General features: G+C 60.7%; 30 protein-coding genes. 12 read left to right on the top strand and 18 right to left on the bottom strand.

Annotated features, from left to right (window positions below):
- Position 1: 1 nt before the first annotated feature.
- Both AKU94_RS02365 and AKU94_RS02360 read right to left on the bottom strand, forming a co-directional pair.
- Complete coding sequence (locus AKU94_RS02365; RefSeq protein WP_050525752.1) at positions 2-1,054, bottom strand: efflux RND transporter periplasmic adaptor subunit; 1,053 nt, start codon at positions 1,052-1,054, stop codon at positions 2-4.
- Entirely contained in the window at positions 1,045-1,536 is a 492-nt protein-coding gene (locus AKU94_RS02360; RefSeq protein WP_050525751.1) for a MarR family winged helix-turn-helix transcriptional regulator, read from the bottom strand. Before AKU94_RS02360 ends, AKU94_RS02365 begins: the two co-directional genes overlap by 10 nt.
- Positions 1,537-1,814: 278 nt before the next feature.
- On the opposite strand from AKU94_RS02360, the gene AKU94_RS02355 reads away from it, so the two are divergent.
- Genes AKU94_RS02355 through ureG form a run of 8 tightly spaced genes read left to right on the top strand, consistent with a single transcriptional unit; the run spans position 1,815 to position 7,279 of the window.
- A complete protein-coding gene (locus AKU94_RS02355) occupies positions 1,815-2,639 on the top strand; it encodes an urease accessory protein UreD (protein ID WP_050525750.1) in 825 nt (274 codons plus the stop codon).
- Complete coding sequence (locus tag AKU94_RS02350) at positions 2,636-2,938, top strand: urease subunit gamma (RefSeq protein ID WP_050525749.1); 303 nt, start codon at positions 2,636-2,638, stop codon at positions 2,936-2,938. Before AKU94_RS02355 ends, AKU94_RS02350 begins: the two co-directional genes overlap by 4 nt.
- A 21-nt stretch (positions 2,939-2,959) precedes the next feature.
- Positions 2,960-3,520, top strand: coding sequence for a HupE/UreJ family protein (locus AKU94_RS02345; RefSeq protein ID WP_050525748.1), 561 nt, complete (start codon positions 2,960-2,962; stop codon positions 3,518-3,520).
- On the top strand, positions 3,517-3,822 hold the full coding sequence (locus AKU94_RS02340; protein WP_050525747.1) for an urease subunit beta: 306 nt from the start codon (positions 3,517-3,519) through the stop codon (positions 3,820-3,822). The genes AKU94_RS02345 and AKU94_RS02340 overlap by 4 nt, the downstream gene beginning before the upstream one ends.
- Before the next feature lies 1 nt (position 3,823).
- A complete protein-coding gene (ureC, locus tag AKU94_RS02335; protein WP_050525746.1) occupies positions 3,824-5,533 on the top strand; it encodes an urease subunit alpha in 1,710 nt (569 codons plus the stop codon).
- Positions 5,534-5,539: 6 nt separating this feature from the next.
- Entirely contained in the window at positions 5,540-5,992 is a 453-nt protein-coding gene (locus AKU94_RS02330; RefSeq protein WP_050525745.1) for an urease accessory protein UreE, read from the top strand.
- The gene (locus tag AKU94_RS02325) at positions 5,958-6,626 is read left to right on the top strand and encodes an urease accessory protein UreF (protein ID WP_083444885.1); all 669 of its coding nucleotides are present in this window, start codon (positions 5,958-5,960) and stop codon (positions 6,624-6,626) included. The genes AKU94_RS02330 and AKU94_RS02325 overlap by 35 nt, the downstream gene beginning before the upstream one ends.
- The gene (gene ureG / locus AKU94_RS02320; protein WP_050525744.1) at positions 6,623-7,279 is read left to right on the top strand and encodes an urease accessory protein UreG; all 657 of its coding nucleotides are present in this window, start codon (positions 6,623-6,625) and stop codon (positions 7,277-7,279) included. The genes AKU94_RS02325 and ureG overlap by 4 nt, the downstream gene beginning before the upstream one ends.
- On the opposite strand, the gene AKU94_RS02315 is transcribed toward ureG, so the two are convergent.
- Positions 7,238-8,380, bottom strand: a complete 1,143-nt coding sequence (locus AKU94_RS02315; protein ID WP_050525805.1) for an alpha-D-ribose 1-methylphosphonate 5-triphosphate diphosphatase — start codon at positions 8,378-8,380, stop codon at positions 7,238-7,240. The genes ureG and AKU94_RS02315 overlap by 42 nt on opposite strands.
- A gap of 49 nt (positions 8,381-8,429) precedes the next feature.
- Between AKU94_RS02315 and AKU94_RS02310 the strand changes: the two genes are divergently transcribed.
- Positions 8,430-9,101: a DUF1045 domain-containing protein gene (locus tag AKU94_RS02310; RefSeq protein ID WP_050525743.1), complete on the top strand. Its 672-nt coding sequence runs from the start codon at positions 8,430-8,432 to the stop codon at positions 9,099-9,101.
- On the opposite strand, the gene AKU94_RS20705 is transcribed toward AKU94_RS02310, so the two are convergent.
- From AKU94_RS20705 to phnG, 8 genes are read right to left on the bottom strand one after another with little or no spacing between them, the layout of a single operon-like run.
- Positions 9,083-9,346: a hypothetical protein gene (locus AKU94_RS20705; RefSeq protein WP_332307198.1), complete on the bottom strand. Its 264-nt coding sequence runs from the start codon at positions 9,344-9,346 to the stop codon at positions 9,083-9,085. The two genes, AKU94_RS02310 and AKU94_RS20705, sit on opposite strands and share 19 nt — an antisense overlap.
- Complete coding sequence (locus tag AKU94_RS20700) at positions 9,343-9,633, bottom strand: hypothetical protein (protein WP_332307197.1); 291 nt, start codon at positions 9,631-9,633, stop codon at positions 9,343-9,345. Before AKU94_RS20700 ends, AKU94_RS20705 begins: the two co-directional genes overlap by 4 nt.
- Positions 9,630-10,313, bottom strand: a complete 684-nt coding sequence (gene phnL, locus AKU94_RS02300; RefSeq protein ID WP_050525742.1) for a phosphonate C-P lyase system protein PhnL — start codon at positions 10,311-10,313, stop codon at positions 9,630-9,632. Before phnL ends, AKU94_RS20700 begins: the two co-directional genes overlap by 4 nt.
- 10 nt (positions 10,314-10,323) lie before the next feature.
- The gene (gene phnK / locus AKU94_RS02295) at positions 10,324-11,100 is read right to left on the bottom strand and encodes a phosphonate C-P lyase system protein PhnK (protein ID WP_050525741.1); all 777 of its coding nucleotides are present in this window, start codon (positions 11,098-11,100) and stop codon (positions 10,324-10,326) included.
- Complete coding sequence (locus AKU94_RS02290) at positions 11,097-11,954, bottom strand: alpha-D-ribose 1-methylphosphonate 5-phosphate C-P-lyase PhnJ (RefSeq protein ID WP_050525740.1); 858 nt, start codon at positions 11,952-11,954, stop codon at positions 11,097-11,099. Before AKU94_RS02290 ends, phnK begins: the two co-directional genes overlap by 4 nt.
- Positions 11,951-13,039: a carbon-phosphorus lyase complex subunit PhnI gene (locus AKU94_RS02285; RefSeq protein ID WP_050525739.1), complete on the bottom strand. Its 1,089-nt coding sequence runs from the start codon at positions 13,037-13,039 to the stop codon at positions 11,951-11,953. Before AKU94_RS02285 ends, AKU94_RS02290 begins: the two co-directional genes overlap by 4 nt.
- A 1-nt stretch (position 13,040) precedes the next feature.
- The gene (phnH, locus tag AKU94_RS02280; RefSeq protein ID WP_050525738.1) at positions 13,041-13,604 is read right to left on the bottom strand and encodes a phosphonate C-P lyase system protein PhnH; all 564 of its coding nucleotides are present in this window, start codon (positions 13,602-13,604) and stop codon (positions 13,041-13,043) included.
- Positions 13,604-14,059, bottom strand: coding sequence for a phosphonate C-P lyase system protein PhnG (gene phnG, locus AKU94_RS02275; protein WP_050525737.1), 456 nt, complete (start codon positions 14,057-14,059; stop codon positions 13,604-13,606). Before phnG ends, phnH begins: the two co-directional genes overlap by 1 nt.
- An 81-nt stretch (positions 14,060-14,140) precedes the next feature.
- Between phnG and phnF the strand changes: the two genes are divergently transcribed.
- Positions 14,141-14,872 (top strand): phosphonate metabolism transcriptional regulator PhnF, encoded by a 732-nt coding sequence (phnF, locus tag AKU94_RS02270; protein ID WP_083444884.1) that lies wholly within the window; start codon positions 14,141-14,143, stop codon positions 14,870-14,872.
- On the opposite strand, the gene phnE (AKU94_RS02265) is transcribed toward phnF, so the two are convergent.
- From phnE (AKU94_RS02265) to repA, 7 genes are all read right to left on the bottom strand, one after another.
- Positions 14,869-16,209, bottom strand: a complete 1,341-nt coding sequence (gene phnE / locus AKU94_RS02265; protein ID WP_050525736.1) for a phosphonate ABC transporter, permease protein PhnE — start codon at positions 16,207-16,209, stop codon at positions 14,869-14,871. The two genes, phnF and phnE (AKU94_RS02265), sit on opposite strands and share 4 nt — an antisense overlap.
- 1 nt (position 16,210) lies before the next feature.
- Positions 16,211-17,083: a phosphonate ABC transporter, permease protein PhnE gene (gene phnE / locus AKU94_RS02260; RefSeq protein WP_050525735.1), complete on the bottom strand. Its 873-nt coding sequence runs from the start codon at positions 17,081-17,083 to the stop codon at positions 16,211-16,213.
- Positions 17,084-17,152: 69 nt separating this feature from the next.
- Positions 17,153-18,058, bottom strand: a complete 906-nt coding sequence (phnD, locus tag AKU94_RS02255; RefSeq protein ID WP_050525734.1) for a phosphonate ABC transporter substrate-binding protein — start codon at positions 18,056-18,058, stop codon at positions 17,153-17,155.
- A gap of 52 nt (positions 18,059-18,110) precedes the next feature.
- Positions 18,111-18,938 (bottom strand): phosphonate ABC transporter ATP-binding protein, encoded by an 828-nt coding sequence (phnC, locus tag AKU94_RS02250; RefSeq protein WP_050525803.1) that lies wholly within the window; start codon positions 18,936-18,938, stop codon positions 18,111-18,113.
- Positions 18,939-19,148: 210 nt separating this feature from the next.
- Complete coding sequence (repC, locus tag AKU94_RS02245; protein ID WP_050525733.1) at positions 19,149-20,204, bottom strand: plasmid replication protein RepC; 1,056 nt, start codon at positions 20,202-20,204, stop codon at positions 19,149-19,151.
- 232 nt (positions 20,205-20,436) lie between these two features.
- Positions 20,437-21,402, bottom strand: a complete 966-nt coding sequence (repB, locus tag AKU94_RS02240; protein WP_050525732.1) for a plasmid partitioning protein RepB — start codon at positions 21,400-21,402, stop codon at positions 20,437-20,439.
- Positions 21,402-22,592, bottom strand: coding sequence for a plasmid partitioning protein RepA (repA, locus tag AKU94_RS02235; RefSeq protein ID WP_083444895.1), 1,191 nt, complete (start codon positions 22,590-22,592; stop codon positions 21,402-21,404). The genes repB and repA overlap by 1 nt, the downstream gene beginning before the upstream one ends.
- Positions 22,593-22,997: 405 nt before the next feature.
- Between repA and AKU94_RS02230 the strand changes: the two genes are divergently transcribed.
- Positions 22,998-23,957, top strand: coding sequence for a DnaJ C-terminal domain-containing protein (locus tag AKU94_RS02230; RefSeq protein ID WP_050525801.1), 960 nt, complete (start codon positions 22,998-23,000; stop codon positions 23,955-23,957).
- Between the two features lie 3 nt (positions 23,958-23,960).
- The gene (locus AKU94_RS02225; RefSeq protein ID WP_050525731.1) at positions 23,961-24,299 is read left to right on the top strand and encodes a chaperone modulator CbpM; all 339 of its coding nucleotides are present in this window, start codon (positions 23,961-23,963) and stop codon (positions 24,297-24,299) included.
- Positions 24,300-24,403 lie beyond the last annotated feature (104 nt).

Here is a 24,403-nt window from a genome sequence, read left to right as displayed (position 1 = left end):
CTTAATTGCCGAAGCCGGCAAAACGGCGGACGGCTTGACCGTCCTTCAATGCGGCCCCGCCCGCGGCGACCACTTCGGTGCCCGGCGCGATGCCAGAGGTCACCAGAACCTCATTTTCCTGTGCCGGGGCGACCTCAACCAACAGCTTGTTGACCTGACCTTCCTCGGCATCGGTCGGGGAAAATGCCATCACCGCCGGATCCCCGTTTTCATCAATAAACACCGCCTGTTTGGGCAGCAACACACCACCCGGATCAGCGGCCGGAACGCTTGCGATCACCGTGACCGAGGCACCTGGCAGGATACGCACCCCCTCTGGCGCGTCCATTCCCAGGGTCACGCGGAACGACTGCCCGACCTTGGTGGTCTCTGCCTCAAACTCACGCAAGCGCAGCGGGTAGAGCGTATCGGACGCGGGAAACCGCGCCTGAATGTTGAAATCTTCGCTTTGATCCAGACCGAGGAACAGGATTTCAGGCACGTCCACCTCTATGCCCACCTCGGACATGTCATGCAGGCGCACAACCGGCGTTCCGGCCGTGATCGTGGTAAAATTGGCCAGCTCACGATTTGCAACCAAAGCGTCAAAAGGCGCCAGAAGCGTGGCATGTTTCAGCGCATATTCCGCATTTTTCACCGCGACCTTGGCAAGGGCAAGCTCGGTCGCGGTATCGTCGATCTGGACCTGGCTGGCGGTTCTGGCCGACAGCTGCCTGAGCCTGTCCAGCGTGCGCGCGGCCTGCTCTTCTTGCAGCTGTGCCTGCTCCAAGGCCAGCTCAAAGCTTTCCAGATCAAGCTGGGCGATCAAATCCCCCTGTTTGATCATCGCGCCTTCGATCACCGGCAATTCGACAATCTGCCCTGAAACCTGAAAGGCCAGATCAACCGTTTGCCGCGCCACGACCTGACCGAAAAACTGCCGGGTCTTGTCGATTTTGCCCGCCTCTGCCGTGATAAGCTTGACCGGTTTCAACGGTTCTTGCGCGTGCAGGCCCATTGGCGCGGCGGCCAGAAACATAAGAACGGCCCCCAATAGCGTGTGTTTTACGGGCATGACTTGGCTCCTTCTGGTAGGCCGTTGGCCTTGATATTCTGGGCAATCTTTAGCATTTTAGAAGACATCATCTGGATTTCAGGCTCGGTCAGGCCAGAAACCTCTCGGAACATATGCACAACCTGACCGACAATCTCTTGTCGCATCGCGACCCCGTCGGACGTCAGCCGCAACCGCCATGCGCGGCGGTCGTCCGGACTTCGTTCACGCAGCACGACCCCCCTGCCCTCCAGATCATCGGCAATAGAGGTCAGCGTCGAGGGCAATATCTGCATCTGTTCGGCCAAAACCCCCATGCGTTTTGGTTTTTCCAACAGCAGCAACAGCCCGCGTTCATTTTTGGACAGGCGTGCTTTTGAACTGGTCAGGTCCAGCACTTCGGCGGTTTTCCAATACAGGAAATGCACCCCCAGCAGGATGTTCAGCTCTGCCGGAAGGTCATCCGGCAAAGGGGGGGTCTGTTTTACAATATCATGGCCCATAACGAATCCTGTAGCGCAATGCCGTCAGATATACTTCATTTTTCGAAACATACAATTGATGAAGTGATCAAAACCGACGAGCGCTCGCCCTGCCCAAATTAAAGGCGCGCAAAGACGTTTACACACAAGTTCCATCCCTGTTCAGCCATAATATTGCGCAATTTGCCTAAATATGGGGCAAATTCGACCGTCTGATCGCCAAGCCCACCGTCTTGGGCGGCGCGCATATGTGCGATGCCAAACAGCCGTGCCATAGAAAAGCATGGAAAGGCGGGCCGATGCTGGACGAGATCGATCAATCCCAGATGCAGCGCAGCTATGGCGTGGCGGCTGTGGGGTTTTCCAAGCGCAGGGGGCGCATCGCATTGGACGGGCTGCGTCAGGAAGGCGCGGCCAAACTCATGCTGCCACGGGTTGCGGGGGATGTGCCCGAGGCGGTGTTTCTGAACACCTCCGGCGGGTTGACCGGCGGCGACCACTTGCGGCTGTCGATGGATGTGGGCGCGGGGTGCCGTGTTCTGGCGACAACCCAGACCGCCGAGCGCGGCTATGCCTCCTCAGGGGGGGCGGCCCGCATCGGGGTGCGCGCAACCCTCGGCGCGGGCGCGCGGCTCGACTGGATGCCCCAAGAAACCATCCTGTTTCAGAACGCAAATCTACACCGCACAACAGAGATCGATCTGGCCAAAGGGGCCGAATGTCTTTTGACCGAAAGCCTTGTTCTGGGACGGGCCGCGATGGGCGAAACCCTGCACCAGGCCGATTTGCACGACCGCCGCATCATCCGGCGCGAAGGCCGCCCCCTTTGGGCCGAAAACTTCCGGCTAAGCGCGGATGTTCTGGCCGATCGTTCGGCCGCCCTTTTGCGCGGGGACCGTGCCTTTGCCGTGGTCTGCCTGATCGCCCAAGGGGCCGAGGATGCCGTCGGGCCGATCCGTGCGGCCTTGGGCGAAGGCGCGGCCGTGTCCGGCTGGGATGGTCGCTGTGTGCTGCGCATTAGTGCGGCGGACGGCTGGCCCATGCGTCAACAGCTTGCCCGAGTTTTGAAAATCCTGACCGGACGGGCCTTGCCCCGCGTCTGGCAGAGCGGAGGATTGATATGAACCTGACCCCACGCGAACGCGAAAAACTGCTGGTGTCTTTGGCCGCGATGGTGGCCCGAAACCGGCTGGAACGCGGTGTAAAGCTGAACCACCCCGAGGCCGTGGCCCTGATCACCGATTTTGTCGTCGAGGGCGCCCGCGATGGCCGCAGTGTTGCCGACTTGATGCAGGCCGGTGCCGGGGTGCTGCGCGCCGAGGATTGCATGGAGGGCATCCCCGAGATGCTCCACTCCGTTCAGGTCGAGGCGACTTTTCCCGATGGCACCAAACTTGTCACTGTTCATCAGCCGATCCGCTGACCCCGTTTGAAAGGATACCCGATGTTGCGTCTTACCCTTCTTGCCCTGATCTGCCTGCCCGGTGCCGCCTTGGCCCATAGCGGCGCCCATAGTGGGGGTGCCTTTGTTTCGGGGATGGTTCACCCGATTACGGGGGCCGATCATATTCTGGCGATGGTCGGCGTCGGGGTCTGGGCCGCGATGATCGGCGGGCGCGCGCTTTGGGCGATGCCCTTGGCCTTTGTGCTGGCGATGCTGGCGGGCGGCATGGCGGGGGCCTTGGGAATGATGGTTTCAGGCGTAGAGCCGATGATCACCGCCTCGGTCGTGCTGATCGGCGCGGCGGCGGCGCTTACCCTGCGGCCTGCACTGGCCACGGTCTTGGTGGCTTTGGCCGTCTTTGGCGCGGCGCACGGCTTTGCCCACGGGGTTGAGGGGCCAAGCACGGGGCTTATCGCTTATGGCGCGGGCTTTGCCGGAATGACGGCCGCATTGCATGCACTGGGCATCGCCTTGGGCCGGATGGGCGCGGGCTGGATGCCACGCATGATGGGGGCGGCCACTGCGGTTGCGGGGCTTGGCCTTGCCGGGGGGGCGCTATGATACCGGGTGAGGTTTTCCCTGCAGCGGGTGAGATTACCCTGAATGAAGGGCAGCCCGCGATCACGATGATGGTTGCCAATACCGGCGACAGGCCGATTCAGGTCGGCTCTCATTTCCATTTTGCCGAGGCCAACGCGGGGCTGGATTTCGACCGGAGCATTGCGCGCGGGATGCGGCTGGATATCGCCGCAGGCACCGCTGTGCGCTTTGAGCCGGGCCAGCAGCGCGAGGTGCAGCTTGTCCCTTATGGCGGTGCGCGGCGGGTCTTTGGTTTCAACAGCAAGATCATGGGGGATCTTTAACATGGCCACCCGCATTTCCCGCCCCGAATACGCCGCGATGTACGGGCCGACCACGGGCGACCGCATCCGGTTGGGCGATACCGATCTGATCATTGAGGTAGAGCGCGACCTGACCACCTACGGCGAAGAGGTCAAATTCGGCGGCGGCAAGGTGATCCGTGACGGCATGGGGCAAAGCCAGATCTCACGCGCGGGGGGTGCCGTGGATACGGTCATCACCAATGCGCTGATTTTGGATCATACCGGCATCTACAAGGCCGATATCGGCCTGCGCGGCGGGGTGATCGATGCGATTGGCAAGGCGGGCAACCCCGATGTGCAATCGGGCGTCACCATCATCATCGGACCGGGCACCGAGGTCATCGCCGGCGAGGGCAAGATCATCACCGCAGGCGGCTTTGACGCGCATATCCACTTTATCGCGCCGGGGCAGATAGAGGACGCGCTGCATTCGGGCATCACCACGATGCTGGGCGGCGGCACCGGCCCTGCACATGGCACGTTGGCCACCACCTGCACACCGGGCCCGTGGCATTTGGGGCGGATGTTGCAATCGCTGGATGCCTTTCCGATCAACTTCGGCCTGTCGGGCAAGGGCAACGCCAGCCAGCCCGAGGCACTGGTCGAAATGGTCAACGGCGGCGCCTGTGCCTTGAAGCTGCATGAGGATTGGGGCACCACCCCCGCCGCGATCGACTGTTGTTTGACGGTGGCCGATGCGATGGATGTTCAGGTGATGATCCATACCGACACATTGAACGAATCCGGTTTTGTTGAAAACACACTGGCCGCGATTGCGGGCCGCACCATCCATGCCTTTCACACCGAGGGCGCGGGCGGCGGCCATGCCCCCGATATCATCAAGGTTGCCAGCAGCCCCAATGTGATCCCCTCCTCGACCAACCCCACCATGCCCTATACCTCCAACACGTTAGAGGAACATCTGGACATGCTGATGGTCTGTCACCATCTGGACCAATCCATCCCCGAGGATGTTGCCTTTGCCGAAAGCCGTATCCGCCGCGAGACCATCGCCGCCGAGGATATCCTGCACGACATGGGCGCGTTTTCCATTCTGTCCTCGGACAGTCAGGCGATGGGGCGTGTGGGTGAGGTGGTTATTCGCACTTGGCAAACCGCCCATAAGATGCGCCAGCAACGTGGCCGCTTGCCCGAAGAGACGGGTGAGAATGACAATATCCGCGCCCGTCGCTATGTCGCGAAATACACCATCAACCCCGCCATCGCCCATGGGATGAGCCGTCACATCGGCAGCGTCGAGGTTGGCAAACGCGCCGATCTGGTGCTCTGGCATCCGGCGTTTTTCGGCGCCAAGCCCGAGATTGTTCTGGTCGGCGGCACCATTGCCTGTGCGCAGATGGGCGACACCAATGCCTCTATTCCCACGCCACAGCCGGTCTATTCACGGCCGATGTTCGGGGCTTATGGCCGTGCGATGGAGCGTGGCTCGGTGCTGTTTACCTCGGCGGCGGCACAGGCGGATGGTTTGCGCAACACGCTTGGCCTGTCCAAGGATACGCTGGCGGTGGAAAACACCCGCAACATTGGCAAGGCCGATATGGTCCTGAACGATGCCCTGCCTGTGATCGAGGTGAACCCCGAAACCTATGAGGTGCGCGCCAATGGTAAATTGCTGACCTGTGAACCGGCGTCCGAGCTTCCGCTTGCGCAACGTTATTTTCTGTATTGAGGCCCTATGACCCTGCTTGCCCTTTGCCAAACCGTCCTGCCCTTGGGGCATGGGCAGACCCCCTCCGACACGGTGACGCTGGATTATGAAAGCCGCCTGATGCGCCGCAAACGGATCGAGGCCGACGGCGGCACCGCCTTTATGCTCGATCTGGCCGAGGTGACCAATCTTTTGCCCGGTCAGGCCTTGCAACTGGATGATGGCCGCGTGATTGCCATTGCCGCCGCCGAGGAACCCGTGGTCGTGATCCGCGGTGATAACCTCTTGCGGCTGGCGTGGCATATCGGCAACCGGCACACGCCATGTCAGGTGGCGGGCGATCATCTGGTCGTCCGCCGCGATCCGGTGCTGGAGGCGATGCTGACGCAACTGGGGGCCAGCCTTACGCCGAAAATGCTGCCCTTTCACCCGGAGGGCGGGGCTTATGGCCATGGCCGCACAATGGGCCATGCACATTAGCACGCTTGCGGCGGACCGGCTGGCCTTGGTCCAAATGCTCTCTCCCGCCTTTCCGGTGGGGGGATATGCCTATAGCCAAGGGCTGGAGCAGGCGATGGTCGACGGCACGGTGCAGGATGCCGCCAGCCTGACGGATTGGATCACGGCGCTGATCACCCATGGCAGCGGCTGGATGGATGCGGTGTTGCTGGCACAGGCGCGCACGGGGGATGTGGGCGCCCTCGCCGATCTGGCCTATGCCTATGCCCCCAGTGCCGAGCGCAGCGCCGAGATGCGCGACCAAGGCGCCACCTTTGGCCAGTTGGTCGCGCGGCTGACAGGGGTCACACCGCCGGAATTGCCCTATGCGCTGGCCGTGGGTCATGCCACACAAACCATGGCCCTGGACAGCCAAGAAGTGCTTGCGCTTTGGCTTCAGGCCTTTGCCGCCCAGCTGGTCTCTGCCGCCGTGCGCTTTATCCCGCTTGGCGGGGCCGAGGGGCAAGCCGTGCTTTTGTCCCTTTCGCCGGTGATTTTGCAAACCGCCAGCCGTGCCGCAGAGGCCACATTGGATGATCTTTTCTCCAGCAGCATCGGCGCCGATATGGCCGCCATGCGCCACGAAACACTTGAGGTAAGGATATTTCGCTCATGACCCATGCAAACGGCCCGCTTCGGGTGGGAATTGGTGGCCCGGTGGGCGCGGGGAAAACCACGCTGACCGAACAGCTTTGCCGCGCATTGGCAGGGCGCTGTTCGATGGCGGTGATCACCAATGATATCTATACCCGCGAGGATGCCGATTTTCTGGTCCGCGCACAGGTCTTGCCCCAAGATCGTATTCGCGGCGTCGAAACCGGCGGCTGCCCCCATACCGCCATCCGCGAGGATGCGAGCATCAACCTTGCCGCCGTGGCCAATCTGCGCGGCAAATTCCCCGACCTCGATCTGGTCTTGATTGAATCGGGCGGGGATAACCTTGCCGCGACCTTCAGCCCTGAACTTGTCGATCTGTCGATCTATGTGATTGATACCGCCGCCGGTCAGGATATTCCGCGCAAAAAGGGGCCGGGGGTGGCGAAATCCGATTTTCTGGTGGTCAATAAAACCGACCTCGCCCCCCATGTTGGTGTCGATATCATGCTGCTAGAGGCCGATACCAGAACCGCCCGCGCGACCCGCCCCTATGTCATGGCGAACCTGCGCGATGGTGCAGGCGTGGCCGAGGTGGTGGCGTTTTTGCAACGCGAAGGCGGGCTGACCCTCTCAGCCGACGCGCGCGCCCCTGCTCCAGACGCCGCGCAATAGCGGCGCGCCTTGGGCCAGCCCGACGCGGATCACATCGCCGCGCAGGCCGGTTGCGACCACCCCGCGATCCACCAGCCCCGCCGCCGATGCGGGGTTACGCGTCACACAGGCCACCGCGCGCGGCAGGTCGTCCCAGACCTCATCCAGCCGGAACACCGACAACAACAGCGCCGAGGGCACATAGTCGGAAGACACAATATCCAGCACCCCCGCCCGCGCCAGCTCCAGCGCCGAGACATTGCCCGAATGTGACCCCCCGCGAATGATATTGGGCGCGCCCATCATTACCGCGATGCCGTTTGCGTGACAGGCCTCTGCCGCCTCCAGCGTGGTGGGAAATTCGGCAAAGCGCACCCCGTTTTCGCGTGACTGGGCGACCTGTTCGGCGGTGGTGTCATCATGGCTGCACAGGGTCGCGCCATAGCGGTTCGCCTCGGCCACGGCGCCCACCTCATGCTGCACGCCGTATTTGCGCTGCAACGCCTTGAGGTTTTCGACATGGACCTCAAAATCGGCATCATTCATCCCGCGTTTCTTGGCCACATAGGTCTTGAGTGCAGAGACATCGCGGAACTGGCGCTGACCGGGGGTGTGATCCATCAAGCTGACGATACCGACACGGTCATCGGGACCAAAGGCGGCCATCTCCTCCAATAGGGTTTCGGAACAAATCTCGGCGCGCAGGTGCAGGAAATGGCTGATGCGCAGATGGCCTGCCGCGCGCACCTCCAGCAACTCATTGGCAAGGCCGCGCGCATAGGCATTATAGCGCGCCTTGCCATCATGGATCGACCCCACCCGCAGCGCATCGAACACCGTGGTGATCCCGGTTGAGGCAAGCTCTGCGTCATGCGCCAGAATAGCGGGACGGTGCGGCCAGTCGACCGAGGGGCGCGGCTCGATATGCCGTTCCAGATTGTCGGTGTGCAGTTCTACCAGACCGGGCATCAAGTAGTCGCCCTTGCAATCGGTTGCCCCTATGGGGATGTGATCGCCCTCGGTGATCTCGGTGATGATACCGTCCTCGATCGTCACGCTGCCGGTGACAATGCGGTCCGCCAGAACAAGGCGGGCGTTGGCAAGGCAGATGCTATCTGACATGGAACGGTCATGTTCCTGCGCTATGGTGATCGGAAGAGAAGGAGAATTCATGTCATACACTCGTTTTGCGATTTATTATGTGCCGCCCGAGGGCGATCTGGCAGATTTCGGGGCGGCGTGGCTGGGCTGGGATGTGGCGACGGGCCAGACGGCGGATCAGTTCGACATAGCGCAGCTTGATGACGTAACGATGACACCGCGCAAATACGGGTTCCATGCCACGTTGAAGCCGCCCTTCCGGCTGCATGCGCCGCACAGTGCCACCGATCTGGAACGGGCCGTGGCCCTGATGGCGGCGGGCTGTGCGCCTGCGGTTTGTGACGGTTTGGCACTGGGTAATCTGGGCGGGTTTCTGGCCTTGCGGCCCGTGGGCGGGACGGCGGAAATCGCCCGTGTGGCGGCGCAATGCGTGGCCGATCTGGACCCCTTCCGCGCCCCCGCCCCCGAGGCAGAGCTTGCCCGCAGGCGCGCCGCCGGTCTTTCCCCGCGCCAAGAGGCCTTGTTGACCCGCTGGGGCTATCCCTATGTGATGGAGGAATTCGGGTTCCACCTGACGCTGACGGGTCGGTTGACCGATGACGCCCGCACCCATTGGCAGGCCATGGCCGAGGCCCATCTGCCCCCCCTGCCCGCGCCGTTCCGGTTGGACCGGATCGCCTTGGTGGGGGAACGTGTCGATGGGCGGTTTGAGGTGATCCAACGTTACACCCTATCGGGTTGAAGGGCGGCGCGGGCCTTGGCCACCGCCGCCTCTAGCGGGCCGTCATTTACGATCTCGATGACACTCAGCCCCGCTGGCAGGGGCTTTTGCGCCGAGGCCAGCCGTTTGGCGATATCGCCCGTATCCTCACGCCCGCGGTGTTTCAGACGCTGCGCCAAGGTCTCTGGGCTGGCGGTGATATGCAGCACCACCAGACGCGCAAAGATCTTTGCTGCCTCCTCAAGGGCACCGCGCGAAAGGTTCACGATACGGTCCGCCCCCGCCTCAATATCCCTGCGCACCTGCGCGGGGATACCGTATGCAGCCCATGCGCCGACCAATGCAGGCAAAAGGCGCCTGCCTCGGTGGCCTTGTCAAAATCGGCGGGGGTTATGGCGTCGTAATCCTCACCGCCCAGACCGGGGGCGCGGGTGATGGCACGGCGCACCAGCCGCATTTGCGGGTTGGCAAGGGCAGTCATGATGCTGTCCTTGCCCACGCCCGAGGGGCCGACAACCGCGATGAAGCGCCCCCCCGTCATGCCACCGGTCATGCCGCACGCCGGGGCGCATAGCCGGTTACGTCAATCTCGCGGTCACAGACCCGATCGCGCGCGGCCTCATCATGGAAAATCCCGATGATGGCGGCCCCGCGTGCCTTGGCTTCTTCGATCAGGGTCAAGACCACCTGACGGTTTTGGGCATCAAGGCTTGCGGTCGGCTCATCCAGCAGCATCGCAGGGTAAGGGTGGGCAAAGCCGCGCGCGATATTGACGCGCTGTTGCTCGCCGCCCGAAAATGTCGTGGGCGAGAGCGACCAAAGCGTTTGCGGGATGTTCAGCTGCGTCAACAACGCCCGCGCGCGGGCCTGTGCGGTCTCGGCATCCACCCCGACGGCGCGCAAGGGTTCGGCCACCACATCCAGCGTTGCCACCCGTGGCACCACCCGCAAGAACTGGCTGACATAGCCCAAGGTTTCACGGCGGATGCGGATAACCTCACGCGGTTCGGCCTTGACCAGATCGGTGCCGCCGATGCGGATTTCCCCCGATTGCGCCATGTAGTTGCCATAGATCATCCGCATCAGCGTGGATTTCCCCGACCCCGATGATCCGGTCAGCGCCACACATTCGCCCGGCTTGACCGACAGGCTGACACCCGACAGAACCTCGATCACGGCGGACCCTTGATTGTGCAGCGTGAAAACCTTGGAGACATCTTGCAATTCGATCATTGTCATACCCTCAAACCTGTAGAACCGAGCTGACAAGCAGCTGGGTATAGCCGTGCTGCGGATCGTCCAGCACCTGATCGGTCAGCCCCTGTTCAACCACACGCCCCGATTTCATCACCATCAGACGATCCGCCAAAAGTCGCACCACGGCAAGGTCATGTGTCACGATCACCGCAGAAAGCCCCATATCGCGCACCAATCCGCGCAAGAGGTCCAACAGCCGCGCCTGCACGCTGACGTCAAGACCGCCCGTCGGCTCATCCATGAACACCAGCCGCGGGCCGGTCACGAGGTTACGCGCAATCTGGAGCCGTTGCTGCATCCCGCCCGAAAAGGTGCTGGGCCGGTCGTCGATGCGGGTCGCGTCAATTTCGACCCGCCCCAGCCAATCGGTGGCCTTGGTGCGAATATCACCATAGTTGCGCGCCCCCACGGCCATCAAACGTTCGCCCACATTGCCGCCCGCACTGACCCCCATGCGCAGCCCGTCACGGGCGTGCTGATGGACAAAGGCCCAATCCGTGCGGCTCAGCATCCGGCGTTCCGGCTCGCTCATGGTGACGGTATCGCGGGGGCCGTCGGCGCGGGTGTCGAACACCACCTGCCCCCTATCCGGCGTCAGATGCCCTGCCATACAGTTCAGCAAGGTCGATTTGCCTGAACCGCTCTCACCCACGATCCCCATCACCTCACCGGGATAAAGATCAAAGGAGACATCCTCACAGCCGATATGTGCCCCGTAGTGCCGCGAGATATTGCGCACCGAAAGCAATGGTTGATCCGTCATGCTGCGTCCTTTCCCTTATGCCCTGCAAGGCGGCGGGCCTCGCAAAAATCGGTATCCGAACAGACGAACATCCGCCCGCCCGCATCATCCATAATCACCTCGTCCAGATAGCTGTCCTCGGCACCGCACAGCCCGCAGGGGTGATCGGGTTTCGAGGCCTCAAAGGGGTGATCCTCAAAATCGAGGCTGACCACGCTGGTATAGGGCGGCAGCGCATAGATGCGTTGTTCGCGCCCTGCCCCGAACAATTGGATCGCCGCGCAATCCGACAGCTTCGGGTTGTCGAACTTCGGGATCGGGGAGGGGTCCATCACATAGCGCCCCTCGACCTTGACCGGATAGGCATAGGCCGTGGCGATATGGCCGTGGCGCGCGATATCCTCATAAAGCTTGACGTGCATCAGCCCGTATTCCTCTAGGCTGTGCATCTTGCGGGTCTCGCTTTCGCGGGGTTCCAGAAACCGCAGGGGTTCGGGGATCGGCACCTGATAGACCAGGATCTGCCCCTCGCTCAGCGCCATTTCCGGCACGCGGTGGCGGGTCTGGATCACGCTGGCCTCGGCCGTGCTGGTGGTGGTTTCTACCCCCGCCGTACGCTCGAAAAAGCTGCGAATGGACACGGCATTGGTGGTGTCATCGGCACCTTGGTCAATCACCTTCATCCGGTCCTCGGGGCAAAGCACCGCCGCCGAGACCTGCACCCCGCCCGTGCCCCAGCCATAAGGCATCGGCATCTCACGGCTGGCAAAGGGCACCTGATAGCCGGGGATCGCCAAGCCTTTGAGGATCGCGCGGCGGATCATCCGCTTGGTTTGCTCATCCAGATAGGCGAAGTTATAGGCTTGCTCGGTCACTCCGCCGCCTCCTTGGTTTGGGTTGATTGCACATCGCGGCGCAATTTACGCACCAGTTCCAGTTCCGATTGGAAATCGACGTAATGGGGCAGCTTGATATGTTCCAAAAACCCCGTCGCCTGAATGTTATCGGCATGATAAAGCACAAATTCCGCATCCTGCGCAGGCGCGCCGGTGTCATCCTCGCCCAGCTCCTCCCAGCGTAGGGCGCGGTCGACCAAGGCCATGGAAATCGCCTTGCGTTCGGTCTGACCAAAGACGAGGCCATAGCCGCGGGTGAATTGCGGCGGTTCGGTTTTCGATCCGGTAAACTGGTTGACGGTTTCGCATTCGGTCAGGGTGACCTCACCGATCTCGATGGCAAAGCCCAGCTCGGGGATTTCCATCTCTACCGGCACTGTGCCGATCCGCAACTCGCCGACAAAGGCGTGGTTGCGCCCGTAGCCGCGCTGCGTGGAATAGGCCAGCCCCAGCGTAAACCCCTCATCCGCACGGCTAAGCGCCTGCAGGCGCAGGCTGCGGTCGGCGGGCATTTTCAGCGGCTCTCGGGTCAGGTCCGGCGGGGGGGTGTCGTCATGGGGGGCTTCCTCGATCAGCCCCTCTTGGTTGAGGAAGCCGGTGACATGGGGCACGGGCGCGGGGTCGGCCTCGCGTTGAGGCGCGGGGGGTGTTTCGCCTTCAGCCGCCAGTTTGAAATCCAGCAAACGGTGGGTGTAGTCAAAGGTCGGCCCCAAGACCTGCCCGCCCGGCACATCCTTGAAGGTGGCACTGACGCGGCGGTCACAGGCCATATCGGCCGTGGCCACCGGCGCGCTGGCCCCGAAACGGGGCAAGGTGGTGCGATAAGCGCGGATCAGGAACACCGCCTCAATCAGGTCGCCCCGCGCCTGTTTGATCGCCAAAGCGGCAAGGTCAGGGTCATAGAGAGAGCCTTCGGCCATAACACGGTTGACCGACAGGCTAAGCTGTTCGCGGATCTGGGCGATGGTCAGTTCGGGCACCGAAGGGTCGCCACGGCGTTCCTCGGCCAGCCAGGCATGGGCGTTTTCAATGGCGCGCTCTCCGCCTTTGACGGCAACATACATGTTAAGATACCTCGGTTGAGCGGGGCAGGCCCGCGATGCGATCATCACAGGTGAACAGGAAATCCAGCCCGCAGGGGAAATGCGCGTGATTGGCCTGAAAGGCCGGTATTTCAGGCAGGGAAAGCCGGGCGGTGTTTTGGATGCCCGGCCCTTGCAGGTTCTGGCTGCTGTTTTCCAGCGCATCCACGGCAACGATCAGCGTGGCCGAACGGTCGGGGTAATCCGCGCTCCCGATCGGATAGGCGGACAGCGGCGCAAGATCATCCCAGCGCCCCAGCGCAAAGGCGCAGGTCGCAGGCCCTGAGAACGGCGCGCCGGTATGGAATGCGATCCATGCGCGAACGTCAGGCGTGTCCATATCGCCCGCCAGATAGACCGGCGTATCCGTGTCACAAAGCGTCAGGATGGCCACAGCCGCCGCAACCGACAGCGGTGCGGGTGGTGTGGCGCCGCTCAGGCAATGGATCGTGCCGGGGCGGGCCATCGCCTCCATCACGGCGCGAAAGGCGCGGGCGGCTTGGGGTGCGGGATCGGCAAACCCGCCGTCGAGAACCTGGGTATTCATCAGTCTTCCCCTCTGACCATGGTAAAGAAATCGACCTTGGTTGCGGCGGCCTTTTCGGCACGGACCTTGGTCAAGGCGGCGCGATCCGCGGCCAGCACATCCAGCACCGCGGTTTGCAATGTCGCGGCCTGACCGGTTTGCATCAGCGCATCGATCAGGGCGGCGGCCTCGGCATCCGCCTTGCTGCGGCCTTGGATATAGGCGTGGCCCACCTCGCCGCTGGCAAGACGCAGTGCGCAACGGGTCACCGTCATCTCTCCCAGATTGAACGGCGCGCCGGTGCCCCCTGCCCTGCCGCGCACCATGACGCTGCCCACCTCGGGGGGGCGCAGCCATTTGAAATCGGGGCGCGCACAGGCGCCATCCAAGAGCGCACCCACACGCGCGGCGGGGGCTTTGGCCATCAGGCCCATCCACGCCTTGCGGGCGGATATGTCGGCGGTGGTTTCATTCATCTCGACAACTCTGTGTTTTCCTATACAACTAGACATATCTTATCAGATTCGCCGCATGACGACAGAGGAGATTTGTGAAATTTGAGTGACAACCCATCATCCAACCGGCGGCGGACCCCGATCTGGCTGGCCATCGCCAATGCCCTGCGCAATGATATTTCCGAAGGGCGCTATGCCCCCGGTGACAAGCTGCCCACGGAATCGCGCCTGTCGGACCGTTTCGGGGTAAACCGTCATACAGTGCGCCAAGCGCTGTCACATCTGACCGAGGAAGGGTTGGTACGCTCACGGCGCGGGGCGGGCAGCTTTGTCGCCGCGACGCCGACCGATTACCCGATCGGCAAAAGGGTGCGCTTTCATCAGAACTTGCGGGCCGCCGGTCGCCGCCCTGATCGCAAGGTCTTGCTGATCGAACAGCACGCCGCGTCAAAGGGAGAGGCCGCAGCCCTTAATATCCAGACGGGTGAGATGCTGTGTTACTATTCCGGCCTGTCCTATGCTGATGGGCAGCCCGTTGCCCTGTTTGAAACCCTGTTCCCGCTGACCCGACTTGCGAGGATAGAGGCCGCGCTTGCCGAATGTGACGGCATCACCGAGGCCTTGCGCCGTGTCGGCGTCGAGGATTACACCCGCGCCTCAACCAGACTGACGGCAGTTCTGGCCGATGCGACGCAGGCGCTGCACCTCCAGATCCGCGAGGGCGATCCCTTGCTGCGCTCTACCGCCCTGAATGTAGACCCGGCAGGGGTGCCGGTTGAATATGGCCGCACATGGTTTGCCGGCGACCGAGTGACCCTGACAATAGAGGATTAGGCCCCCGCACGGGGGTCTTTGCCCCCGATCAACCGCGCGCGCAACCAGCCCGAGAACCAATCCATCAGCATCACCACGCCAACGATCAGCACGATGTAATAGGCGACCTCTTCCCAGTCCTTTTGGGTCTGGATCGCCTGGGTCAACATCAAGCCGATCCCGCCGCCCGTAATCGCGCCGATAACTGTGGCCGAGCGGGTGTTGGATTCCAGAAAATACAAGACCTGCGCCAGCAAGACCGGCACCACCTGCGGGATCACCCCGAAACGGTACCGCTGCATCGGCTTGGCGCCCGTAGAGCTGACACCCTCGATCTGTTTCTCATCGACGTTTTCCAAAGCTTCGGAGAAAATCTTGCCGAAGGTGCCGGTGTCGGTGATCAGGATCGCCAGCGCCCCCGTCAACGGACCGGGACCAAAGGCCCGTGCCAGCACCACCGTCCAGATCAGCGCATCGACCCCGCGCACAAAGTCGAACAGCCGCCGCGCCGCACCGCGTACCAGCCAGACCGGCGAGAAATTCCGCGCCGCCATAAAGGCCAGCGGCAGCGCGATGATTGCGGCGCCAAAGGTGCCAAGGAAGGCCATCAGGATGGTCTCACCAATCGCCCAGGCCACATCCTTGTGACGCCACATGCCGTTGTTCCAGAAATCCGACAGCGCACCAGAGATATTGCCGCGATCCGGGTCGATCCGGTCGCCAAAGAGGATCTGCGCAAAGCTGTGCCCGTGATAGGGGCTGTCGAGGGTGAACCAGAACAGCTCCCACCCCGCGAAATAGCGGTACACCTCGGTGCGCGAACGGGTCATCGTCATGCGGCCCGCCTCGGTTGTGACCGTCATGCGCTGATCGGACAGGTTGATCCAGTCGGGCAATGGCGCTTGCAGGTTGGTCTTGATGCTGCCGTCGACCAGCTGCGCCTCGATCCGGCCATAGTCGGGAATATAGAAGAGGGCGGCATTATCGGGCAGGAAATGGACGATATAGCCATCCTCCAGATCAATCACCACATCCTCGGCACCGCGCGGATCGACCCAGGCCGGATGCGTGCCATCGGCATAGGTGCCCTTGCGTTCACCCTCAATCGCATAAGAGGTCCCGCCCCGCCGGTTGTCGCGGGTGACATGCACCTTATAGGACCAGCTGTCCGAGGCCAGAATCCCCGCATTCTCAAGGCTCGCACGTTTGGCAATCCCCGCGAAATCAAAGGTGACCGCGATATAGAGCAGATAGGCCAGCACAATCGCAGGCACGGCAAAGGCCATCTGCCGTTTGCGTCGGAACAGCGCCGAGACAGAACGTTTGGCAGGCGCAAGGGTTACTGTCGCGTCACTCATCTTATTGCCCCTCGATCATTTTGTTGCGGTAGCGGCTGGAAAGCTGGTCAAAGAAAACAATTGCCCCAAAGAGCAGGACAAAGATCGCGGCCGCCTCATCAAAGCGGCCCGGCCCCCATGACATCGCATGGCGCAATTCCGACCCGATCCCCCCTGCCCCGACAAAGCCCAGAATGGCCGAGGCGCGGATGTTGATCTCGAACCGCAGCAGGCTATAGCTCAGGAAATTCGGCGCTACTTGGGGCAAAACCCCCAGCCACATCCGCTGTATCCATCTGGCCCCTGTCGACCCCAGACCTTCAACAGGTTTTAGGTCGGCGTTTTCGGCCACCTCGGAATAAAGCTTGCCCAAGGCGCCCGCGGTGTGAAAGGCAATCGCGATCATCGCAGGCACCGGCCCGCCGCCGAGGATAAAGATCAGCACAAGGGCGATCACAATTTCAGGCACCGCGCGCATCACATCCATGATCCGGCGGAACACAGGAATAAGCGCGGGCCATTTCGCCAGCCCGCGCGTCGAGAGCAGCGCCAGAACCAGCCCCGCCATCGCCCCGATCAGGGTAGAGGCCGCCGCGATATTGATCGTCTCGACCAGGGCGGGAAAGAATTTCACCAAGAGCGCGGGCAGATTGGCGCGCTTTTCCCAGGCCTCTGACAGGACATCGGCGGGAAAGTCCAACATCTGATGCCAACCGGCCCAGAACCCGCCCGCATTGCGCCCGTCGGCCACGACAAAGCCCGACACCATCAGCAAGGTAAAAAGGGCCAAGGTCAGCCCGCCATACATCCGGCGGCGGCGGACCTGCACCACATAGGTTGCGGAAATATGGTCGGACCGGGTCGGGTTTGATCCAGTCAGCGCGGAACCTGTCATCGAATACTCCAGTGCAAATAGTGGCAAGGGCAGCGCCGGAACGCTGCCCCTCCCCCGGATTTCAAAGGCTCAGTTGCCCTGAACAGCTTCGCGCACGGCGATGATGTTTTTATAGGCGTCATGGGTGATCGGAAAGAAACCGGCGGTATCGCCCGCAGCCATGTTATAGGCGCACTCGGGGTCTTTGCCGTGCAATTCGCCAAGGAAGGCCGTCACATCGGCTTTGACCTTTTCCGGCAGGGCGCGGCGCAGAACGATCGGCCCTTCGGGGATGATGTCGGATTTCCAGATCTCGACCAGATCATTCATATCGACCAACCCCGAGTCGGACGCCTTGCGCAGCGCGCCGGAGTTATAGCCGTCCAGCCACTCGCCCTGCCCGTCGGCCCATGTCACGCCCGCATCCACATCACCATTGGCAACCGCCACGATGGTCTGCTCATGCCCGCCGACAAAGCGGACCTCGCCGAAATAATCGCCCGACTCCATGGTCGCGCCGATGGCCTTGGGGATCTCAACCGAAGGGATCAAAAAGCCGGAGGTGGAGTTCGGATCACCAAAGGCAAAAACCTTGCCCTTCATGTCCTCCAACGAGGTGATGCCGCTGTCGGCGCGGGCAAAACCGACCGAGTGATAGCCGTAAGAGCCGTCCAGATTGGTTTTCACCATCACCACATCAACCGCCTCGGGGTCGGTCATATAGGTTTTCGCATAGGCAGAGGCCCCAAGCCACGCCATATCAATCGAGCCACCCAGCAGCCCCTGGATCACCCCGTCATAATCGGCAGGCGTGAATATCTTGGTTTCAACCCCCAGCAGGTCCTCGACATAGGCGCGGACACATTCGTTGGAATTCATGCGGTCCTGAGCGTTTTCACCGCCAAGGATGCCGATGCGGAATTCGGTGATATCCTGGGCCTGAACAGCACCGGCAAGCGCGGTCGTCGCCAGTACAAAAGCAAGAGTGGTTTTCATTGTAGTCTCCGTTATGGGATTGGCCCGCAGAGGTGCGGGATTTTGTGCTGGCTCAGGCAAAGGCTTCGGCAAAGACTTCGGGGGGACGAGCCTCGGGCCTGTCCAGCGTTTCGATTTCGGTAGAGGTGGCGGCCTCGGAAAAATCCGTGCCTGCGCCGTAAATCTCGCGTGCCGCATCTGTGGTCAGCGCCTCTGGTGCGCCGTCAAAGACCACGCGCCCGTCCCGCATCCCGATCACCCGGTCACAATAGCGCCGCGCCGTGTCCAGCGTGTGCAGGTTGGCGATGACCATGCGGCCGTCTTCCTCATGGATGCGGCGCAGGGCCTGCATCACGATCTGTGCGTTCATCGGGTCCAATGAGGCGATGGGTTCATCCGCCAGAATGATTGCCGGGTCCTGCATCAGGGCGCGGGCGATGGCGACACGTTGTTGCTGACCACCCGAAAGGGCCTCCGCGCGTTTCGGGGCCTGTTCGGCAATGCCCAGACGGTCGAGGATCTCAATCGCCTTATGGATATCGCCGTCAGGATAAAGGTTGAACATCGTCGCCAAGGTAGAGCGGCGGTTCAACGTGCCGTGCAATACGTTGGAAACAACATCCATCCGCGGCACCAGATTGAACTGTTGAAAGATCATCGCACAGCGCGACTGCCAGTTACGACGCTCGGCGCCCTTGAGGCGTGTGATGTCCTTGCCCTCAAACCGGATCGCGCCGGAGGAGGCATCGCTGAGCCGGTTCAACATCCGCAGAACCGTGGATTTCCCCGCGCCAGAGCGCCCGATAATCCCGATCATCATCGGACGATCAACGCTAAAGCTTACCTTATGAACGGCGGTTTTGTCGCCAAAGGTCTTGGTCAGATTTTGTAGTGTCAGCATCATGGCCCCCAATTTGGAGCCTGTGCTAAAGGGGTCGTATTACAGTTAGACGACAGATTTATAGCGGTTGTGTGAAATCCAGGCTGTGCACGGTCGTTTAGCGGTCCTTGTTGCCATAAATTCCGCTAATTCATTGTAAACAAAAGATAATATAAGCATAACCCCCTGCCCTGCCGGTTTGTTACCGATATTGTCCGCGGACAATACCATTCAAGCCAACTGGAGTTGTGCATTGGCAAGACGGCGCACCAAAGCTTCAGGACTGAAGGCTGCACTTTTATCGCCTGTTGTAATTGCCCGGAAATAGGCTCCAACCTTGCGTATTTTGCTGTGGAACTGCAGTATCGCCCAAACCGTCGCCGCAGCCCTGAGTGGCCCAAGTCGCCTATGCGCTGCCTCATAGGATTCATTGGTAATGCCAATCATTGGCGCCAATGTGCGGGCATGGCCGATAACATCATGGGCTGTTTCAATTCTATGCAATGCGAACTTATTTGCTTCCGGGCATGCGGTCAGCAATTCTGTAATCGTAATCGGTGTACTCTCTTTATCAATAAGTTCTTTATTTGACTTATGATGATGCCGGACAATTTGGCCGTCGTTGTCGGTCATATTGGTTGTGATGACGGGTTGTTGTTCATCGGCAGTTTCGGCCTGAACCGGCACGTCGGCCAGTTTTGCAAGGATCTCTTGGCAGTCGTTCAGCGCTAATTTTCGACGCAGCAGGCGCAGGGTGTTCTGTGCCATCTCATCGTCGGGGTTGTCGATAAGCAGCGCATTAGCGGCGGCACGGATCTTGGCGCGCAGGTAATCGATCTGCTCTTGTTCGTGCAAAACTTCGGCGGCCAGCGCGGCGATTTCCTGTAAGCGCGCAAAAAGTGGCGAGAGGTCAAAGCCAAAGCGCAGCGCCATCCCGTCCTGGCGGCTGTGTTTTGTGAAACGTTTCCGGTTCGGGCTGTCGTGACGCACCAACAGCCCGGCTTCTTGTAAAACGGCGGCATGGCGCCTGACGGTTCTGTCCGAAACCCCGTTCAGCCGAAACGTAAGCGTGGCGTTAGAGGCAAAGACCGTGTGGTGATTGCGCTTGGGGGCGAGGCAGGACAACATCGCATCCAGCGTGGAGATCACCGACGGGCTAAGGCCAAGACGTGGTGCGGCATTGCGCAGGGTGGCAATGACGATATGGCGTTCGGGAAGGGCGTTGTCCGCGGACAATATCTCATTGTTCCGCAGCCCGCCGGGTGCAGTTGCTTGTGTAAATGCCATGTTTTTTCACGACAACCTGATGTAAAAAGGGCCCGAAACCCTTGGGAATCAGAAAAAAGGCAGCAAAACACAATCAACCGAATCGGTTGTTGTTGACTTGCGCAGAGAAGCTGGTAAATCTGAAAGTGCAAAGAACAGATTGAGCTCTCCGGGGATTACCTTGGGGGGCTCTTTCTTTTTTGGGCTGCTGGTCGTGCTCCTTTTGTTATGGTGTTGCTCTGGGTGATACGGGTCAGGGCTGTTGCGCTGACTGCCACGCCTCATAAAGACGCCTCAGCTCGGCTTCTGCGTTGTTGCGCATCCACTGGGCAAATTCGGGGGTCTGGGCCTTGGACAGCTTGACCGTCAGGGCGCGTGCGGTTTCTTTTACCTCGGCCAAGGGGGTTCCATCCTCCAGCTTGACCGAAAGGGTGGGCGTTGTTTTGTCCGCGGGTTTGGGCTTCACCATCCGCGCCACGGCATCGGCAACCATACCAAAGCGGTCATCGGTGCTTTGGGCGGTGTCAAAGGGCAGGGTGGCCGCGATCTGTTCAAGATCAAAGCCGTGGTCGCGCGATTGGTCGGCAAGTTCCTCCCAACGTCGGCGGCCAATACCATGGGCAGAGCCGATCAGCTCAATCACCGCTTTGGGGATGGAGCGGGCAACCTTGGTCATGCGCGACAGCATGGGTTTGTCCACCGCAAGCGCGTCAAGGATGATCGCCTGCTCATAGCCGCTTGTTGTCAGCTCGGTCGCAAACAGCGCCTTTTCAATAAAGCTGGGATCAAGACGCTGGGTGTTTTCCTGCCCTTGGGCAAGAATGGCCTCCTCATCCGACAGCGTTCTGACAAGCGCCTTGGCCGGGATGCCGAGCAACCGCAAGGCCCGCAACCGGCGGCGGCCATAGACGATCCGGTAATGCCCCGGCTTGTCCGCGATCGCACGCACCATGATCGGCACTTGCTGGCCATGGGTCTTGATACTCTGGGCCAGTGTCGCAACATCGGCATCGCCAAAAGAAAGTCGGTCCTTGGGACCGTTTTCCTCAATGACATCAACCGAGATTTCCCGAACCGCATTGCTTGCGACATCCTTCAGGGTGGATTTCACGCCGCTCATCGCGCCGGTATTGGGAAACCGCTGCTTTTGCTCTGTGGCGGGGGCGGTCTTGCTGGCATCGGGTGGGGGAGGGGGCTGAAACAGGTTTCTACGCGCCATCAGTCAGTCTCCCTTCCCCAAGCTTGCTGGATTGTCGCCTCAAACTCATCCGCGACGCCGTTCACGCTTTCAAGGATGCGGACCAGTGTTTTCTTGACGACCTGAGAGGGGTCCAGTTCATAAATCGTTTGTTGCGTCATGCCTGCGTCCGAAATCGCGGTGGATTTAAGCATCGGCGTGGTCAAAACCTGATCCAACAGGATGGACCGCAAGAATCCGGCCATTTGCGACTGCGGCACATCTGTCGGCTCATATCTAGCAATCAGAAACTTAAGGAAGTTCCAATCGATCGGCCCGGCGACTTCCTCAAGGGTCTGGACAGTTTCACCAGCCATTTCAAGAAATTGCGCCATAGAGGCCACATCCAACATGCTAGGCACGACCGTGATCAGCAAACCGGTAGAGGCCAGAAGCGCCGTCATCGTCGTAAACCCAAGTTGCGGCGGGCAATCTATGATGACCAGATCGTAATCGGCCTCGACCTCATCCAGCGCGATGGCAAGACGTTGGGTAAAGGGCGGATCGGCCTTGTGTTGCAACGCATAGGCGGTCTCGGTCTCATATTCAGAGAGTAAAAGCCCCGCAGGTGCAAGATCGAGATTGTGGAAATAGGTTTTGCGGATCACTTGGCTCAAGGGCGCGGGATCGTCATATTTCAGGGCGTCATAAACGGTCCCGCTTTCGGCAAATTCCACCTCGGGGCGATAGCCGAACATGGTGGTTAGGCTCGCTTGCGGGTCCATATCAATGGCCAGAACCCTGTAGCCGCGCAGGGCATAGCGTTGGGCCAGATGGATCGCGGTGGTGGTCTTGCTGGACCCGCCCTTGAAGTTCACGATGGAAATCACCTGAAGCGCGTCGTTTTCACGGCGGCCGGGCAGATAGGTTTGACCGTTGCGGCCGGTTTTCGCCATCACATGCCGGATCTGGTCAATCTCTTGGGCGGTATAGAGCCTGCGCCCGCGTGAATCCGTCTCTACATCAGGGAAATCGCCTTCTTGGTGGCGGGTTCTGAGGTTGGACATGCTGATGCCGGTCAGTTCGGACACCTCGGCTGGGTGAAACTTGCGCAGGGTTTTCCGGCTGTCGGGCTGAAAGCTGTTGCGCATATGCGTGTTCAGCGCCTCTGATAGCCGGGCCGCGTTTGACGCAATCGATGCGGCGATGGAACTGGTTGCTTCCATTTTCATGTCCAAAATCACTCTGCCCAGGCGGCCTCTTAGTGGGCCAATTATGTTTCGTCGCCAAATTGCGTTAATTTCGTAAGATCGCGACAACTGCACTCATGACACGCAACTTGGCCTCAGGCAATATTTTTTATTCATCTTGGGCAGCAAGAGCAGTTGGCGCGTGAGGGGAATCAGCGACATTTTGGCGATAGCCCATTGATTATCCACGGAAACTCGCAGATTTTGCAGAATTCCGCAAGATATTGTGGGGGATGCGCAGAAAACCTCAACAGGTGGTCATGGCGCCTATATTTCGAATCGGGCGCTATGATTCAGGTTAATTACAATACACTGTTTTGGTGCTACGTTCGTCAGATGGTCGTGGCCTTTGGGCAGGAATCCGCGTTGCGTGGAGACAAGAAAGCTATGGAATACAAAGATTATTACAAGATTTTGGGCGTGGATCGAACCGCCCCACAAGAGGACATCAAGCGCGCCTACCGCAAATTGGTGCGCAAATACCATCCTGATGTGAACACAGGCCCCGATGCCGAGGCGGCCGAAGCGAAATTCAAGGATGTGGGTGAGGCCTATGAGGTCCTGCACGATCCTGAAAAACGCGCGGCCTATGACCAGCTTGGCGCGAATTGGAAGGAAGGGCAGTCTTTCAAGCCGCCACCCGATTGGGATGAGGGTTTCGAATTTACCGGCGGTGGTTATACCGAGGGCGATCCGCATGGCTTCGGCTCTTTCTTTGATGAGCTGTTCGCCCGCCGGGGCAAGCCTTCGCCGCATATGGGCGGTGACCGGCAGTTTAGCGCGCCGGGGCAGGACAGCCACGCAAAAATCGTGATCTCGCTGGCCGAAGCCTACGCGGGCGGATCACGCGATTTTACCCTGCGCGCGCCTGAACTTGACCCCTCGGGACATGTGGTGTTGCGCGAACATTCGATCCGCGTGACCATCCCCAAGGGGGTGACCACCGGCCAGCATATCCGCGTTGCGGGCAAAGGCGGGGCCGGAATGGGGCAGGGCAGGGCGGGCGACCTTTATCTTGAGGTGGTGATCGCTGAGGATAAAGCCCACCGTGTCGAGGGCCGCGATGTCTTTATGGATCTGCCGATCGCGCCATGGGAGGCGGCCTTGGGTGCCAAGATCAGCCTGCCCACCCCCAGCGGCGAGATAGAGCTGACAATCCCCAAACATGCGCAATCGGGCAAGAAGCTGCGGCTGAAGGGGCGCGGTATTCCGGGCAAACACCCCGGTGATCTTTATGCTGTCGTCAAAATCGTCATCCCGCCCACCGAAAGCGCAAAGGCCCGCGACTTATATGAACAAATGGCGCGTGAGATGGATTTCGACCCTCGCGCAAGACTGGGAGGATAGGACATGCCCGAACATAACGCCTTGGTGCCCGCATCCGAGATTGTGCAACCCCTGACCCTGAATGATCTGTGCAGGGTTTGCGGATTAAATGCCGATTGGCTGATCGAACTGGTCGAAGAAGGTATTCTGGAACCCAAAGGCACGACAAGGACCGTCTGGCGTTTTGAAAGCACCAGCATCACCATCGTGCGCAAGGTCCAGCGGCTGCAACGTGACCTGCGGCTGAACATTCCGGGTGTGGCGGTGGTCTTGTCGCTGGCCGATGAGAATGCCGCGCTGAAACGACGGTTGCAGCTTTTGGAAAACGACCCCCGCTATGCGATCTGGATGCCGGCGGATTGATCCAAAGGGCGACGGTCGCAGACTGGTTGTTTTGCCAAAGCCCGGGCGTCGCGCATTTGCCCGTGTGAATTTCGCGTGGAACTTTAAGCGGCTGTGTTGGTTGG

This window comes from Pseudorhodobacter aquimaris (assembly GCF_001202025.1).
In the GTDB taxonomy this organism is placed as follows: domain Bacteria; phylum Pseudomonadota; class Alphaproteobacteria; order Rhodobacterales; family Rhodobacteraceae; genus Pseudorhodobacter; species Pseudorhodobacter aquimaris.
Note: the sequence above shows the minus strand (reverse complement) of the source record. Positions and strands in the feature narration are given on the sequence as shown.

Excerpts from the sequence above, each read along its gene's own strand:
- AKU94_RS02285 (WP_050525739.1), bottom strand. The coding sequence starts at position 13,039 with ATGTATGTTGCCGTCAAAGGCGGAGAGCGCGCCATTGAAAACGCCCAT.
- repC (WP_050525733.1), bottom strand. The coding sequence starts at position 20,204 with ATGGCATTTACACAAGCAACTGCACCCGGCGGGCTGCGGAACAATGAG.
- AKU94_RS02355 (WP_050525750.1), top strand. The coding sequence starts at position 1,815 with ATGCTGGACGAGATCGATCAATCCCAGATGCAGCGCAGCTATGGCGTG.
- phnE (WP_050525735.1), bottom strand. The coding sequence starts at position 17,083 with ATGACAGGTTCCGCGCTGACTGGATCAAACCCGACCCGGTCCGACCAT.
- phnD (WP_050525734.1), bottom strand. The coding sequence starts at position 18,058 with ATGAAAACCACTCTTGCTTTTGTACTGGCGACGACCGCGCTTGCCGGT.
- AKU94_RS02225 (WP_050525731.1), top strand. The coding sequence starts at position 23,961 with ATGCCCGAACATAACGCCTTGGTGCCCGCATCCGAGATTGTGCAACCC.
- repB (WP_050525732.1), bottom strand. The coding sequence starts at position 21,402 with ATGGCGCGTAGAAACCTGTTTCAGCCCCCTCCCCCACCCGATGCCAGC.
- AKU94_RS02310 (WP_050525743.1), top strand. The coding sequence starts at position 8,430 with ATGTCATACACTCGTTTTGCGATTTATTATGTGCCGCCCGAGGGCGAT.
- phnK (WP_050525741.1), bottom strand. The coding sequence starts at position 11,100 with ATGACGGATCAACCATTGCTTTCGGTGCGCAATATCTCGCGGCACTAC.
- AKU94_RS02325 (WP_083444885.1), top strand. The coding sequence starts at position 5,958 with ATGGCCATGGCCGCACAATGGGCCATGCACATTAGCACGCTTGCGGCG.
- AKU94_RS02365 (WP_050525752.1), bottom strand. The coding sequence starts at position 1,054 with ATGCCCGTAAAACACACGCTATTGGGGGCCGTTCTTATGTTTCTGGCC.
- phnE (WP_050525736.1), bottom strand. The coding sequence starts at position 16,209 with ATGAGTGACGCGACAGTAACCCTTGCGCCTGCCAAACGTTCTGTCTCG.
- AKU94_RS02340 (WP_050525747.1), top strand. The coding sequence starts at position 3,517 with ATGATACCGGGTGAGGTTTTCCCTGCAGCGGGTGAGATTACCCTGAAT.
- AKU94_RS02345 (WP_050525748.1), top strand. The coding sequence starts at position 2,960 with ATGTTGCGTCTTACCCTTCTTGCCCTGATCTGCCTGCCCGGTGCCGCC.
- phnG (WP_050525737.1), bottom strand. The coding sequence starts at position 14,059 with ATGAATGAAACCACCGCCGACATATCCGCCCGCAAGGCGTGGATGGGC.
- phnL (WP_050525742.1), bottom strand. The coding sequence starts at position 10,313 with ATGATCGAATTGCAAGATGTCTCCAAGGTTTTCACGCTGCACAATCAA.
- AKU94_RS20700 (WP_332307197.1), bottom strand. The coding sequence starts at position 9,633 with ATGACCGGTGGCATGACGGGGGGGCGCTTCATCGCGGTTGTCGGCCCC.
- AKU94_RS02315 (WP_050525805.1), bottom strand. The coding sequence starts at position 8,380 with ATGTCAGATAGCATCTGCCTTGCCAACGCCCGCCTTGTTCTGGCGGAC.
- ureG (WP_050525744.1), top strand. The coding sequence starts at position 6,623 with ATGACCCATGCAAACGGCCCGCTTCGGGTGGGAATTGGTGGCCCGGTG.
- AKU94_RS02360 (WP_050525751.1), bottom strand. The coding sequence starts at position 1,536 with ATGGGCCATGATATTGTAAAACAGACCCCCCCTTTGCCGGATGACCTT.
- AKU94_RS02230 (WP_050525801.1), top strand. The coding sequence starts at position 22,998 with ATGGAATACAAAGATTATTACAAGATTTTGGGCGTGGATCGAACCGCC.
- AKU94_RS02330 (WP_050525745.1), top strand. The coding sequence starts at position 5,540 with ATGACCCTGCTTGCCCTTTGCCAAACCGTCCTGCCCTTGGGGCATGGG.
- repA (WP_083444895.1), bottom strand. The coding sequence starts at position 22,592 with ATGAAAATGGAAGCAACCAGTTCCATCGCCGCATCGATTGCGTCAAAC.
- phnH (WP_050525738.1), bottom strand. The coding sequence starts at position 13,604 with ATGAATACCCAGGTTCTCGACGGCGGGTTTGCCGATCCCGCACCCCAA.
- AKU94_RS02350 (WP_050525749.1), top strand. The coding sequence starts at position 2,636 with ATGAACCTGACCCCACGCGAACGCGAAAAACTGCTGGTGTCTTTGGCC.
- ureC (WP_050525746.1), top strand. The coding sequence starts at position 3,824 with ATGGCCACCCGCATTTCCCGCCCCGAATACGCCGCGATGTACGGGCCG.
- phnC (WP_050525803.1), bottom strand. The coding sequence starts at position 18,938 with ATGCTGACACTACAAAATCTGACCAAGACCTTTGGCGACAAAACCGCC.